The organism is Kibdelosporangium banguiense (assembly GCF_017876405.1).
Classification (GTDB): domain Bacteria; phylum Actinomycetota; class Actinomycetes; order Mycobacteriales; family Pseudonocardiaceae; genus Kibdelosporangium; species Kibdelosporangium banguiense.
Genome location: NZ_JAGINW010000001.1, coordinates 1,660,931 through 1,674,885, shown reverse-complemented (window position 1 = coordinate 1,674,885; position 13,955 = coordinate 1,660,931). Strand labels below are relative to the sequence as shown.

Below are 13,955 nucleotides of genomic sequence, written 5' to 3'. Positions count from 1 at the left end.
CACGTTTTCTCACCGGCCGAGGTACTTCTTCACCCGATCCGCGGCCGCCTGTGCTTCAGCGAGCACCCTGCTGGTGTCGCCGACGACTTTGCCTTCCTTCTTCAGGGCCACGCCGTTGACGAACACCCACTGCACGTTCGCCGGTTGCGTGTTGAACACCAACTGGCTTGACCAGTCGACGCGAGGCGCGAAGTTCAGGGCCTGGGTTTCGATCACCTGCAGGTCCGCCTTCTTACCTGGCGTCAGCGAGCCGATTTCCTTGTCTAGCCCCAAAACCTCGGCACCGCCGAGCGTGGCCATCCGCAGCACATCGGCCGGGGTGGGGTAGCGGGCCGGGTCCGTGGACTGGGCGCGCTGCAGGCCGACCGCCACGCGCATGTTGTTGAACATGTCCGAGGTGTCGTTGGTGCCACCGTCGAGACCCAGGCCGACCTTCATGTTGCGGGCCTTCATGTCCGGGACTCGGGCCACGCCGGAAGCCAGGCGCATGTTCGACAACGGGTTGTGTGCGACGCGGACGTCATGTGCGGCAAGCTCGTCCAGTTCGGCGTCGGTCATCTGGATGGTGTGGTTGGTGAGCAGGCCCGGCCGCAACGCACCGGCCCGGCGCAGCGCGTCTATCTGGCCGGTCGCCGGGTCCGCTTTGGACTCGTGCAGGTGCACGTTCAGCGAGACGCCCAGTTCTTCGGCCAGTTTCTCCGAGGCGAGGGTGTTCTCGTAGTTGCCGGTCGTGGGGTGCGTGCCGATCTGCAGGTGCGCCAACGGGTTCGGGTCGATGACGTCCTTCTTCACCCGGCGGATCTCCGGGTTGATCGCCGGGTCCTTGCCGCCCGCGTACGAGAACACGAACCGCTGCTTGGAGTCCACGAGCGCCTGCAGGTTGCCGCGGGCGAAATCCGCGTTGAACGCGTGCGACCAGTCGGTCACCGTGGTGACACCGGTGCTGAGTGAGTCGAGAGTGGACAGCCGGGCGCCCGCGTACGCATCCGCGCCGTTCACCGGCGAGCCGTAGAGCGGCAGCACACAGCCGCCGAGCCAGCCGTTGAGTTCCTTGTCCGTGGCACAGCCCCGGATCAGCGACTGCCAGAGATGGGTGTGCAGATCCACGAATCCCGGCATGACGATCTTGCCGCGGCCGTCGATCACCTTGGCGCTCCCGGCCTGCAGGCCCGCGCCGACGGCCACGATCTTGTCGCCGTCGATCAGCACATCGGCGTTCTCCAGTGTGCCCAGTTTCTCGTCCATGGTGAGCACCATGGAGGCGTTGCGGATGACCGTCTTGCCATGCCCGTCATACCCCTCGCCAACGTCTTCCCGGCCGAGTCCGGCCAGGAAGACGGCGCCGATGACAAGGGCGAGGGTCAGCACGAACAAGTTCAGCGACGTGCGGCGTTTCCCCAAGATGAACAGCTCCTTCGCGAACCGGTACCAGGGCAGACGTTAACCATGCCCGGCCGGAGCCGCTTGGGAGTTAATCCCAGGGTGAATCCTGAGTCCGTTACTGTCAGATTTTCGTAGCCTTGCCTTGTGAGAGTCCGGCGTGTGCGCTGGGGATGCGGGTGGCCGGGTCGAGCACGTTCATGGTCATCGCCGCCAGGGAGTCCGCGTCGGGCGTGATGACCAGGGCGTTGGGCAGCTGGAGCGCGTCCGGGATGGGCGCGATGACGATGATCTCGTCGTACTCGGCGACCAGGTCGGCGTTGGTGGTCGTGCGGGCGCCGCCGTCCATGTACCGCCTGCCGTCGATGGTCACCGGGGGATAGACACCGGGGACCGCGCAGCTGGCCGCGACCGCGAGCACCAGGTCCACACCGGACTCGCGGGTGAACACGTGGGTCTCGCCGCTTTCGGCGTCCACCGCGACGGCCCCGATGTTGCGGCTGGGCCACTCGGCCGACGGCAGCACTGAGCCGATTGCCTGCACCCAGATCTCCTCCGGCATCGTCTCCGCGGTCAGCGCTATCTCACCGAGTTTGCGCCGCGCCTGCTCGGGCGGCAGGGCCTGGAGCACGCCGAAGATCTTCATCAGCTTGTCGATCGACGGTCCCGGCCGCCTGCCGCCACCGGTCGGCTCCGGGTCCGGCGCGATCTGCCGTTCGAACGCCTCGGCCAGCGGGATCTGGCCCACCGCGGCCGCCACCGCCGACCCCGCCGAGGTGCCGACGATGATGTCGGCATCCAGCACGGACTCCCCGAGGCCGTACAGAATTCCTGTCTCCCAAGCGATTCCGGCGATTCCGCCGCCACCGAGCACAAGTGCGCGCACAGTCCCTGCCTTTCGGTTGCTGTCGGCGATCATTGTCCGCCAGATGCAAGCAAGGCCACAGTGCCCGGTGTCGAGGGTGTGTGTGACCCGGTGACAAACTTGTTGAGTGCACCCGGTAATGCGTCTCATCTCCCGCAGACACGCTGATGGCAGCCGGCCCGGTTACCGGTCCGACGGCCATCGCATCGCGCTCGCGATCGAGGGCGGCAGCAGCCGGGGAACGTACTCCAGCGGGATGGTGATGGCGCTCGAGGAACTGGGGCTGACCAGGTGCTTCGACTCGGTGTACGGCGCGTCGGCCGGGGCGCTGAACGGCGCGTGGTTGCTGTCGGGCCGGGCGTTGACCGGGATGCGCGGCTGGTGGGACCCGGAGATCATGCGCCGCGTGATCAATCCGTGGCGGTTGCTGCTGGGCGGTGCCGTGGTGGACACCGACTATCTGGTCAACACCGTCTACCAGGAAACGACCCCGATGGACTTTCCGGCCATTCTGGCCAATCCAGTGACATTTCACCCATTGGCCACCGATGCGGACAGCGGCGAATCCGTGGATCTTCGGCAGTACATCCACCGGGTGGAGGACCTGCAGGCCGCGTTGCGGGCGACCACGTGCCTGCCTGTCCTGGCGGGCGGCCCGATCAGCATGGGCGGCAGGCGTTTCGTCGACGCCGGCCTGGCGGAACCGTTGCCGTTCCGCACGGCGTTGATGCAGGGTGCGACGCATGTGCTGGTGTTGCGCACGCGTCGCGCGACTGAACGGCCGACTAGACCGTCGCGCCGGCAGGGAATGCTGGTTCCGCGCTTGTTTCCCGGCCTGAAAACCGTTTGGGAACAGCAATACGCCCGCGATCTCGCGGACGAGCAGCTGCTGACCGAGTTGCCTTCGGTGATGTCTGTCCGCCCGCCGACCGACGCGCCTGACGTGACCGCGCTCGAACGCGACCCCAAGATTCTTCGCAAAGCCGTGATGCTAGGCCGCCAGGCTGTTCACGCCACCCTGGCGGCCTAGCATTTTTACTTGCACAGCGCGGTGTCCAGGGCTTCGTCGAGGTGCTTGACCGCGTCCATGGTGCCAGGCAGGGCGGTCACGGCGACGGTAGCGGCCCGGCCGTCGGTGGTGGCGGCGTTGACGACGGTGTAGCCGGGAGTGTTGCCGCCGTGCGACCACACCGATCCGCCGCAGCTGAGCTTGAAAGTGGCGATCCCCAGTCCGTAGCCGCCTTTGAAGGCGGGCGCATCGACGGTCTTCTGCATCTCCGCGAGCTGCGCGGGCCGCAGCAGCTTGCCCTTCAGCAGCGCGGTGAGCAGCCGGTTGACGTCACTCGGAGTGCTGACCAGCGCGCCAGCCGACCACGCCATGGACATGTCCTGCTCGCTGACGTCCAGGAGCTCACCGGACTTGGTGGTGAAGTAGCCCTTCGGGTGCGGGCCGTGGATGTCCTGCTCGCCCAGTTGCGGCCAGTAGGTGTCCTCCAGGCCGATGCGTTCGATGATCCGGTTGGTGATCTCCTCGCCGACCGGCCGCCCGGTGACGCGCTGGATGAGCAGTCCGGCCACGACGTAGTTCGTGTTGCTGTAGCTCCAGCCTGCGGGGGTGGCCGGCTGCGTCAACGCGTAGTCGACGAGCTGGCGCGGCTCGAAGTAGGTGTGCTGGACCGACGGGTAGTTGCCGACGAAGTCGCCGCCCACCGCGGGCATCACGTAGTCAGGCAGGCCACTGGTGTGCTGCAGCAACTGCCGGACAGTGATCTTGCGACCGTCCCCGGCCTGGCCGCGGACGATGCCCGGCAGGTACGTCTCCACCGGTTCGTCGAGCTTGATCCTGCCCTCGCCGACGAGTTGCAGAACGACCACCGCGGTGAAGATCTTTGTGTTGCTGCCGATCCGGATCCGTCCGTTGACCGGCACCCGCTCGCCGGTCTTCCGATTGCCCACGCCCACGGTGTAGTTGCGGGTGCGGCCGTCACGGCCCTGCACCGCGGCCAGCGCGCCGGTGAACTTGTCGTCGCGCACCAGTACTTCCAGGCTCCGGCGGACAGCGTCATCACGCCCATTGTCTTGCGCGGCGGCGGTCGCCGCGGGAACGGCGCTCAGTGCGGTGAGGGCCGCCAGCGCGGCAACGATTCCCCGACGAACCTGCTTGTGATGACGAGCCGACACCGGATTCCCCTGTCTTCGAACTGATTTCGGACAGGTGAAGCCTCTCGGTTCGGCCGCGCCGGTTCGATCCCCCTTCGTCCCCACTTCTTGGTGGAGCGCGCTCTACCCTTCGTCCACCAGGGACACCGACGTGATCCGGTGCAGGGCGAACCGGTGCGTCTCGGACCTGGTCGAGTCGAGTCCTTCGACCACACCCGCGCCCACCCGGGTCGGTTCGATCACGCGCTGGCTCGCGGTGCCGTGCGCGTCGACGTATCCAATGAAGACGCTCCGCCCTTGTGAAGCCGCTTCCTGAAGCAGCGCAAGGGTTGCGGACGTGTCCGCGCCCGAGCCTGCGGCCAGCGCGACCGTCCGTCCGCGTCGGGTCGAAGCAGCGGTGTCGCCTGCTCGCATGGAGCTGACCAGGTCGGCGAGCTGCTCCGGGCTCGGCTGCCGCGGCAATGTGCCTGACTTGGGACGTTGCCGCAACGGCACTCGCAGTCCACTTGGCCGCAGGTCCAGAAGCTGACCATCAGGTCCTTCGGCGGCGGGCGCGAATCCCGCTGCTCGCAGTTCTTCTAGGACATCTGCCAGCGGGACTGGGCTGACGAGCACACCTGGCGCGATCTTGCGCAGCTCAAGCCGTGCACCGGTCGGGCTTGACGCGACCTCTGCCAGCAGAGCCTCGTCATCGCAACGAAGGAAGGACATCGCCGCGCCGCCGCGCAGTCGGCCATGCCGCCGTGCCACGTCGTCGATCATGTACGTCAGCGCCTGCGGGACCGGCGTCCGTGACCGTGTGCGGAACAGTTCGTGCAGGTCGGTCGATGTTCGGCCGGCGTCCAGCGCGCGTCGGATGGAGCCTTCGCCGACCCGGTAAACCGTTGCGCCACCGGCGGATTCGACGTCGGCGACGAGGTTGATCTCGTATCCCAGCGTCTGTTCCAACGGGCCCGGCGCGACGACCGTGAGGTCGGCCTGCACGAGAACATGGTCGACCGGCTGCGGCATCGCCTCGGCCACCCGCTTCGCCGCGGCCGCCGGGCCTTCTTCCAGCAGCGCCCGCGCGGCGGAGGTCAGCGCGCCGAAAGCGACCAGACCAAGCGCTTGTGCCTCGCGTGAGGTCCACACGACCAGCTCGTCCCGCATCCGGCCACCTCGCCGAGGTGCCTGCCAGGCCAGCAACCCGGCGAGCTCCTCGACCGAGTCGATCCCGGTCCCGGGCGGCAGTTCGCCCAGCGCACCCAGCACACGGCGGCGCCCGGCCGGCGCGAGCGGGCGGCGGACCTCCTCGGACAGGGGAGCGATCACCTTGTCCTTCGGGTCTTTTGTACCTGCCAAACCGGGCAGTCGCGGCAGGTCAAGCCACACTGCCGCCAGCGTCGCCCACCGATGCGGCGGGGTGGCCGCGAGCCACACATCGGCCTGGGTCGTCGGGGCCCATTGCGGGGACGTGGTGTCGGTGGCGATGACCAGGTTCGCGCCCATCGCCAGCTCGGCGATCAACGTGCTGCGGACCTCGTCGGCCTGCAGCTCACGCGCCAGTCGCCGCAGGTCACGCACACCGAGCCCGCCGGATCGCAGCACGGCAGGCGGCTCGGCGGACCACAGCGTGATCAACGTTTCGGTGTGCCGCACCAGCTCCAACGCCTCACCCGCGGCCGTGGAGTCCACAGTCGACAGCTTGTGCGCGGTGGTCTGCACGGGCGGCGGCGTGAACTTGACCTGCCCCATCGGGTTCGGCCCGCGCAGCGCGAGCCCGACCTGCCTGGGCAGCTCGACCGTCTCCGCGTCGAGCCGGAGCAGCAGGCCACGGGCGAGCAGTTTCTGCACCGGCGACTTCGCGTCGGCCAACGACACGAGCACGTTCGCGTCCTTGGTGCGTCCCGTCGGCTGGCCTTCGGCGAGCGTGGTCAGCAGCCGTCGCTCCGGTTCGGACAGTTCGGCCAGCGCCGCCGGAATGTCCCGGCCGTCGAGGGCAGGGGAGTACCGGCCGAGACCACCGGGGAACATCCCAGCCGCCTCCCGGGCGGCCGGCGCGACACTCAGCGCGGCCTCCGGGCCCCAGGCCAGCGCCAGATCGATCAAGGTCGTGACGGCCTCGCGCAGTCGCTTGCGTGGCACCTTCGCGCCGATCATCGCGATCACTTCGGGCAGTGCGACCGTGCGCGTATCGGCGTCGCACAGCAGAAGGGCATCGAGGACAGTGAGCGTGAAGGTGTCCAGCGACTCACATGCCCGCACGACAGACGCCCGGCTACCTGCACGGGTCGCCAGAACGGTGCTATCGGCGGGGATCGGGGTCGCGAGGTCCGGGCGTGCACCGAGCAGCCGGGCCAGTGCGCCGTCGTCCCGCGCGCGCAGCCACTCGGTTAATGTTGACACCCTGACCACGGTATACGCGCCCGCATCCGGAGGTGCGAGGTCGGGTACCGTACGGGCGCATCGAAGCAGTCACAAGGAGGATCGGTGGCCACCAAGGGCAACCCGGACCGGATCGAACCCACCTGGCCGGACAAGCCGGCCAACGCCGCGCACCCGGTGAGCGAGCTCGCCGCGGACAGGCAGGGCGCGCTGTCCCCCTTCGGTGACGTGACCTTCCCGCTGCCGGCGGCGGACCTCGGCTACGAGCACCCGGTCACGGAGATCAACAAATAAATCGGTTCGTTTCGCGTTTCGCGGGGAGCAAGACATGCCAGTACCCGGTCCTGGTTATTCGATCACCATCCGGGTTGAGGCCCCGCCGTCGGCGAGTGCCGCCGGCGACCTGACCTCGGCCGTCGGCCGGGTCGGTGGCGTCATCACGGCGTTCGACGTCGTCGAGTCGCACGCCGACCGCGTGGTCGTGGACATCACATGCAACGCCACCTCGGCCGAGCACGCCAATGAGATCACCGCGGGCCTGGAGGAACTGCCAGGTGTCGCGGTCCGCAAGGTCTCCGACCGGACCTTCCTGATCCACCTCGGCGGCAAGCTCGAAGTGCACTCCAAGGTCGCCCTGCGAAACCGTGACGACCTCTCCCGCGCGTACACCCCCGGCGTCGCCCGGGTCTGTATGGCCATCGCGAAGAACCCCGAGGACGCCCGCCGCCTGACCATCAAGCGCAACACAGTCGCGGTGGTCACGGACGGCTCGGCAGTGCTCGGTCTGGGCAACATCGGCCCCGCGGCCGCCCTCCCGGTGATGGAGGGCAAGGCGGTGCTGTTCAAGAAGTTCGCGGACGTCGACGCCTGGCCGATCGTGCTGGACACCCAGGACACCGACGAGATCATCCGGACTGTCGAACTGATCGCCCCGGCCTACGCGGGCATCAACCTCGAGGACATCGCGGCCCCCCGCTGCTTCGAGATCGAGGCTCGGCTGCGCGAGAAGCTCGACATCCCCGTCTTCCACGACGACCAGCACGGCACAGCAATCGTGGTTGTCGCCGCGCTACGTAACGCGTTGAAGGTCGTCGGCAAGCCGCTTGAGCAGTGCAAGATCGTGGTCTGTGGCGTCGGCGCGGCCGGCTCCGCGATCATCCGCCTGCTCCTGCACAAGAAGCCGGCCGACATCATCGCGGTCGACATCAACGGGATAGTCCACGCCGAACGTGGTGACCTCGACTCGAACCTCGAGAGCATCGCGGCCCACACGAACAAGGACGGGATGTCGGGCTCGCTGCACGACGCCCTGGTCGGAGCCGACGTCTTCATCGGCGTCTCGGCCCCGAACCTGTTCGGCGCGGCACAGGTCGCCACCATGGCGAAGGACGCGGTCGTCTTCGCCCTGGCCAACCCGGACCCCGAGATCGACCCCCTCGAAGCCCAGCAGCACGCGGCAGTCGTGGCCACCGGCCGCAGCGACTACCCGAACCAGATCAACAACGTGCTGGCCTTCCCCGGAGTCTTCCGAGGCCTGCTGGACGCCCACGCCCACACAATCACGGACTCAATGCTGCTCGCGGCAGCCGACGCGATCGCAGACGTGGCCGACGGCGACAGAATCAACGCCTCATTCATCGTGCCCAGCGTCTTCGACGCGGCCGTCGCCCCCGCAGTAGCCGAAGCAGTACGCAAGGCCGCGACAACAAAGGACTGAAAATGGCAGCCACGGCGCGGGTGATCACAGCATCCAACAGGGCGGCAGCGGGAATATACGAAGACCGAACCGGCCCAGTGATCGTCGACTGGCTCAGGGTTCGTGGCTACGAAGTCCCCGTGCCCGTGGTGGTCCCCGACGGCGGCCCAGTAGCCGCCGCACTTCGCGAAGCAGTAGCCGAAGGCGTGCAGGTCGTCATCACCACCGGGGGAACCGGCATAACCCCGACCGATCGCACTCCCGAGGCGACTTCCAGCGTCCTCGACTACGAAATCCCAGGTCTCGCGGACGCAGTCCGCGCGGCAGGTCTGCCCGAGGTTCCCACGGCGGCTTTGTCGCGCGGCCTGGCGGGGGTGGCAGGCAAGACCCTCGTTGTGAACCTTCCAGGCTCAACCGGGGGAGTCCGGGACGGGCTGGGCGTTCTGGACGCCGTTCTGGACCACGCGGTAGACCAGATCGGCGGCGGAGACCACCAGCGCCAGACAGGCCAGATCACCCCGGCCCGCATCTTGCGTGCTGTGGTGACCGAGGAGGCCCTGTCAGTGGACGAGCACGCATCCCTGGTCGCCGACCGAGCCGCAGGCGCCGTGGTGACATTTGGAGGCGTCGTACGGGACCACGACCGGAACAAGAGCGTCCGGGAGCTGGCCTACAGCGGGCACCCGTCAGCGGCCGAGGTGATTGAGCGGGTAGCGGGCGAGGTCGCCGCTTCCCGGCCAGGTTTGCGCGGAATCGCCGTCAGCCACCGAATCGGACAGCTTCAGATCGGCGATGTCGCCCTCGCTTGCGCAGTCTCCGCTGAGCATCGGGCTGAGGCTTTCGCCGCCTGCTCAGATCTGGTCGATGAGGTGAAACGGCAGCTCCCCATTTGGAAGCACCAGACCTTCACCGATGGCACCGACGAGTGGGTCAACTGCCCTTAAGGAATGCGAAGGCCCTGGTTGTCCCGCCGTGTCGCGGGAAAACCAGGGCCTTGGCTCAGCTACCTGTTGATCGTCGGGGAGATCAACAAGGTCACTTGGTGACCACCAGGGTCACTTGGTGACCAGGACCTGACCCGGGAAGATCAGGTTCGGGTTGCTGACGGTGCTCTTGTTCTTCTCGGCCAGGGCCTGCCAGCCGCCCTTGACGTTGAGCTGCGAAGCGATGTTCGACAGCGTGTCGCCGGCCTTGACTGTGTAGTCGCCCGCGGTGGTCTGCGGGGCGGCGGCGGCGGGGGCCGCGGCAGCCGGCTTGGCGGCCTTCGGGGTGGCCTTCTTCACCTTGGGGGTGGCCTTCTTGGCCGGGGCGGGGGTCGCCTTCTTGGCGGTGCCACCGGCGCTGCCTGCCTTCTTGCCGCAGACCGGCCAGGCCCTGATGCCCTGGCTCTTGAGCACGTTCTCCGCGACGCGGATCTGCTCCTCACGGGAGGCGTTGTGCGCGGAGCCGGAACCGCCGTTGGCCTTCCAGGTGCCCGGGGCGAACTGGAGACCACCGGAGTAGCCGTTGCCGGTGTTGGTGGCCCAGTTGCCGCCGCTCTCACACTGCGCGACGGCGTCCCAGTTGACGCTGCCTTCAGCCTGCGCCGGGCCCGCTGCGATCGCCAGGGGCGCTCCGACCGCGAGGCCTGCAATGGCGACGCGAGCGATGGTCCGGGTGGCGATGGTCGGCCTGCGGTGCTTGCCGGGGTTAGTCATTTCGCTCTCACCTCCAGCGCCTGCTGCTTGCTGGGAGAGGTCACTCGGGGTTCGCTCTCCTGCTCCCGTCCGGAAGTTGTCTCTCACTCGGGGTTCGGGTCCTGGGAGCCCACCGGACGGGGTTCGGCACTGCGGGCTCTCAGGTCTTGCCGGCTGGTCGGGTCCAGCCGAGAGCGACCGTACGTAACCAGAATCGAGATGGGAAATTTATCTGGGCGTGACCTAGGTCACCGTAACGGCGGACAACCCTCGGACGATCTCTTGTTTAATCGCAGGTAGGAGCGTCGTTATCGGTTCGTTTCCGGGCCGAGATTTTTCACGCTGAGTGAGACCTGGATCATGCGTGTCGCGACCCGGTTGGGCCGTTCGTGCTCACCCGTTCAGCCCCCCGCGAAGGGTGGCAGCACGTCGAGCTGGACCCCGTCGGACAGTCGTGTGGCTCGCGAGCGGACCGCGATGCCGTCCAGCAGGAAACTTGATGAGGCGAGTACGCCGCTCAGTTTTTCGCCGTGCCGCTCGGCGGCGGTCCGGGCCGCGTCGGCGACGGTCGATCCGGCGGGCAGGGCGAGCAACTCCTGCTCGACCCCGGCTGCGGCGCGGGCGCCGGCGAAGTAGCGGACCTGAATTGTGACTTTGTCACTCACCTATGGAAGCCTAGTCTCCGGTAGACATACATACCGAATGTATGTTTCTATCGATCCTATGGCGACCAGTGACTCCCTGGGGACGGCGAAATCGGTCCGGCTGAGCCGGGCGACCATCGACTACCGCGAGCGCGGCGAGGGTCCGCCGGTTGTGTTCGTGCACGGCCTGCTGGTGAACGCGGATCTCTGGCGGAATGTCGTCCCGGCCGTCGCTGAGGCCGGAAACCGTTGTATCGCACCGGACTGGCCGCTCGGCGGGCACACCACACCCGTGCCGGGGGCGGACCTGACCCCGCCCGGTGTCGCGGACATGATCGCCGAGTTCCTGGCCACTTTGGACCTGACCGAGGTCACCGTCGTGGCCAACGACACCGGCGGCGCGCTCGTTCAGCTGTTGATGACAAGGCATCCGGACCGGATCGCCCGGGTCGTGCTGACGCCGTCGGACTGCTTCGACCACTTCTTCCCGCCGGCCTTCGCGCCGCTGCCGAAGATCGCCAAGGTGCCCGGCTCGATGTGGATCATGGCCCAGCTGATGCGGGTCCGGGCCCTGCACCGGCTGCCGGTGACCTTCGGCTGGCTGACGAAACGTCCGATTCCCAACGATTTCGTCGATTCGTACCTCTCGCCGAGCCGGCACAGCCCGGCCATCCGGCGCGATCTGCGTGCCTTCCTCAAGACCGTCCACAAGCGATACACCCTCGAGGCGGCCGGGCGTCTCGGCGGCTTCGGCAAGCCGGTCCTGCTCGCGTGGGCCGCCGAGGACAAGGTGTTCCCGATCAAGCTCGCCCACCGGCTGGCCGCGCTGTTGCCAGACGCCTCTATAAAAGAAATAGGTGACAGTCTGACGTTCGTGCCCGAGGACCGGCCCGCCGAGCTCGCCACCCTGATCCTCGAGTTCGGCAAGGCGGCAAGCTAGGCGTCATGCCGCGTACTCAGCAGGACCGGTCGAGGACGACCAAGGCGACCTTGATCAAAACGGCCCGGCCGATGTTCGCCGAGCGCGGGTACGCCCACGTCTCCGCGGACGAGATCGTCGCCGCGGCCGGGCTGACCCGCGGCGCGCTGCACCACCACTTCAAGGACAAGCACGGTCTTTTCCGCGCGGTGTTCGAGCAGGTCGAGCAGGAGTTGAGCGCCGAGCTGCAGGCCAAGATCGACCAGGCGCCGGACGTGCTGACCAAGATGGTGGTCAGTCTCGGCGCGTTCCTGGACGCCTGTCAGCGGCCCGAGGTGCTGCGGATCGCCCTGCTGGACGCGCCGACCGTGCTCGGCTGGGACACCTGGCGGGCCATCGAGTCCGAGCACGGCCTGAAGCTGATCAGCGGCCTGCTCAGTCAGGCCGCCTCGGAGGGAGTCCTGCTGCACCCGCCCTCCGAGGTGCTGGCCCGCTTCATCCTCAGCCTGCTGATCGAGGCCGTTATGCTGATCGCGCACTCCGACAACCCGGTCGAAACCCGCGCCCTGGCTGAGGAATCCCTGGCAGCGATGCTCGGCGGAATGCTCGGAGGCTCCTCGGCCGGGTAGCGAACCCGTGCGAACGGCCCATTCGCACGGGTTCACCCCGCTTGGGCGGAACTACTGCCGCGGTCTGGATCGTTCCGTAGTTGAAGTCGTGCACGGGGAGGCCGAGGCTCAGGCGGATCTCGACACAGCCGCTAGTGCACCTGGCTGAGCTGCTCGGCCGTCAGCCTGCGCGGCAGCAACAGGCTCAGCGCCGAGACGACCACGAGCGCGCCGATGATGTACCAGGTCGTGCTGCTGAAGCCGGACAGGTAGGCCGATGCGTCCGGAGTCGTGCCCAGCGCGTTGAAGAAAAGCACGCCGAGCAGCGCGATCCCCACCGAGCCGCCGAGCTGGTCGGCCGCGTTGAGCGTGCCCGAGGCCGCGCCCGCGTCCCGCGGCGCGATGTCGGCACCGGCCATCGCGAAGATCGGCCCGATCACGCCGCCCATCCCGATCCCGCAGATCAGCAGCCACGGCGCCAGGTCCCAGAAGCCCACGCCCGCGTCCATTGTGGTCAGCAGGAAGACCAGGCCGACGGCCATCACCAGCGCACCCGCCGTGGTGACGTACCGGCCGAACCGGGTGACCAGGGCGTTGCTCGGCACGATCGACAGCGCGGTGCCGATCGAGAACGGCAGTGACGTCAGCCCGGACTGCCACGGCGTGAAGCCGAGCCCGACCTGCAGCGTCAACGTATAAGTAAGGAAGAAGGCCGCGACACACGCGAAGAACAACCCGGCCAGAGTGGTACCCGCGGCGAACCCGCGCGACCGGAACAGCCGGATCGGGACGAGCGCCGACATCCCCCGCCCGCGGGAGCTCCATATAAAGAGTGCGAACACAGGTGCCGACAACGCCATGGAGACGAATGTCCACACCGGCCAGTCGAGCTCACGGCCCTGCACCAATGGCACCAGCAGGAGCAGCAACGCGATGGACACCAGCGTCATGCCGCGCAGGTCCGGCTTGATCGCGTGGTCCGAGCGGGTCTCGGGCACGACGACGGCCGCGGCCACCAGCGCGGCGAGCCCGACCGGCACGTTGACCAGGAAGATCGCCCGCCACCCCAGGCCGAACAGGTCGTTCTCGACCAGCACGCCGGACGCCAGCGGCCCGGCCACCGAGGCCAGCCCGGCGATGCCGCCGAACAACCCGCCTGCCGAGGCTCGTTCCGCTGGTGGGAACGTGGCATACATGGTGCTGAGGATCTGCGGGATCATCATCGCCGCGGCGAGCCCTTGCAGCACCCGGGCGCCCACGAGCATCTCGGGCGAAGCGGCCAGTCCGCACAGCAGGGAGAACGCCGTGAACGCGGCCATGCCGAGCAGGAACATTCGTTTTCTGCCGTACATATCGCCTAACCGCCCGCCGGTGATCAGCCCGACGGCGAACGCGAGCGTGTACCCGGCGGCGACCCATTGCACGGCGGAGTACCCGGCGCCGAGGTCGTCGCGGATGGCCGGCAGGGCGACGTTGACGATTGTGGTGTCCAGCAGGTCCATGAACCCGGCGATCATCAGCACGGCCAGGGCGGCCCAGCGTCGCGGGTGGCCTGTGGCCGTTGCCTCTGGTGAGGCGGTCGTCGTCGTGCTCATGGGCGTTTCCTCCGGTTATGATGTCTTTAGAGAAGAGCTTGTTAGCAT

13 protein-coding genes are annotated in these 13,955 nt (G+C 67.8%); 6 read left to right on the top strand and 7 right to left on the bottom strand.

Going from position 1 to position 13,955, the window contains the following annotated elements:
* Window positions 1-9 precede the first annotated feature (9 nt).
* Both JOF56_RS07885 and JOF56_RS07880 read right to left on the bottom strand, forming a co-directional pair.
* Complete coding sequence (locus JOF56_RS07885) at window positions 10-1,401, bottom strand: amidohydrolase family protein (RefSeq protein ID WP_209635935.1); 1,392 nt, start codon at window positions 1,399-1,401, stop codon at window positions 10-12.
* Window positions 1,402-1,504: 103 nt separating this feature from the next.
* Complete coding sequence (locus JOF56_RS07880; protein ID WP_307854973.1) at window positions 1,505-2,266, bottom strand: patatin-like phospholipase family protein; 762 nt, start codon at window positions 2,264-2,266, stop codon at window positions 1,505-1,507.
* A 106-nt stretch (window positions 2,267-2,372) separates the two neighbouring features.
* Here JOF56_RS07880 and JOF56_RS07875 point away from each other — a divergent pair, with 106 nt between their 5' ends.
* Window positions 2,373-3,275 carry a patatin-like phospholipase family protein gene (locus tag JOF56_RS07875; protein ID WP_209635931.1) on the top strand — a complete coding sequence of 301 codons (903 nt, stop codon included), beginning with the start codon at window positions 2,373-2,375 and terminating at the stop codon, window positions 3,273-3,275.
* A gap of 5 nt (window positions 3,276-3,280) precedes the next feature.
* Here the strand turns inward: JOF56_RS07875 and JOF56_RS07870 are convergent, their stop codons facing one another.
* Window positions 3,281-4,426 carry a serine hydrolase domain-containing protein gene (locus JOF56_RS07870; RefSeq protein ID WP_209635929.1) on the bottom strand — a complete coding sequence of 382 codons (1,146 nt, stop codon included), beginning with the start codon at window positions 4,424-4,426 and terminating at the stop codon, window positions 3,281-3,283.
* A 102-nt stretch (window positions 4,427-4,528) separates the two neighbouring features.
* A complete protein-coding gene (locus tag JOF56_RS07865; protein ID WP_209635928.1) occupies window positions 4,529-6,790 on the bottom strand; it encodes a helicase-associated domain-containing protein in 2,262 nt (753 codons plus the stop codon).
* A gap of 84 nt (window positions 6,791-6,874) precedes the next feature.
* Here JOF56_RS07865 and JOF56_RS07860 point away from each other — a divergent pair, with 84 nt between their 5' ends.
* From JOF56_RS07860 to JOF56_RS07850, 3 genes are read left to right on the top strand one after another with little or no spacing between them, the layout of a single operon-like run.
* Complete coding sequence (locus JOF56_RS07860; RefSeq protein WP_209635926.1) at window positions 6,875-7,063, top strand: hypothetical protein; 189 nt, start codon at window positions 6,875-6,877, stop codon at window positions 7,061-7,063.
* Between the two features lie 34 nt (window positions 7,064-7,097).
* Complete coding sequence (locus JOF56_RS07855; RefSeq protein WP_209635924.1) at window positions 7,098-8,486, top strand: NAD-dependent malic enzyme; 1,389 nt, start codon at window positions 7,098-7,100, stop codon at window positions 8,484-8,486.
* Between the two features lie 2 nt (window positions 8,487-8,488).
* Entirely contained in the window at window positions 8,489-9,409 is a 921-nt protein-coding gene (locus JOF56_RS07850) for a molybdenum cofactor biosynthesis protein MoaE (RefSeq protein WP_209635922.1), read from the top strand.
* Window positions 9,410-9,520: 111 nt separating this feature from the next.
* Here the strand turns inward: JOF56_RS07850 and JOF56_RS07845 are convergent, their stop codons facing one another.
* Window positions 9,521-10,162, bottom strand: a complete 642-nt coding sequence (locus JOF56_RS07845; protein ID WP_209635920.1) for a LysM peptidoglycan-binding domain-containing protein — start codon at window positions 10,160-10,162, stop codon at window positions 9,521-9,523.
* A 380-nt stretch (window positions 10,163-10,542) separates the two neighbouring features.
* Entirely contained in the window at window positions 10,543-10,806 is a 264-nt protein-coding gene (locus tag JOF56_RS07840) for a MoaD/ThiS family protein (RefSeq protein ID WP_209635918.1), read from the bottom strand.
* A 58-nt stretch (window positions 10,807-10,864) separates the two neighbouring features.
* Here JOF56_RS07840 and JOF56_RS07835 point away from each other — a divergent pair, with 58 nt between their 5' ends.
* A complete protein-coding gene (locus tag JOF56_RS07835; protein ID WP_209635916.1) occupies window positions 10,865-11,725 on the top strand; it encodes an alpha/beta fold hydrolase in 861 nt (286 codons plus the stop codon).
* Window positions 11,726-11,730: 5 nt separating this feature from the next.
* Window positions 11,731-12,333: a TetR/AcrR family transcriptional regulator gene (locus JOF56_RS07830; RefSeq protein WP_209635914.1), complete on the top strand. Its 603-nt coding sequence runs from the start codon at window positions 11,731-11,733 to the stop codon at window positions 12,331-12,333.
* Between the two features lie 131 nt (window positions 12,334-12,464).
* Here the strand turns inward: JOF56_RS07830 and JOF56_RS07825 are convergent, their stop codons facing one another.
* The gene (locus tag JOF56_RS07825; RefSeq protein WP_209635912.1) at window positions 12,465-13,907 is read right to left on the bottom strand and encodes an MFS transporter; all 1,443 of its coding nucleotides are present in this window, start codon (window positions 13,905-13,907) and stop codon (window positions 12,465-12,467) included.
* Window positions 13,908-13,955: the final 48 nt, after the last annotated feature.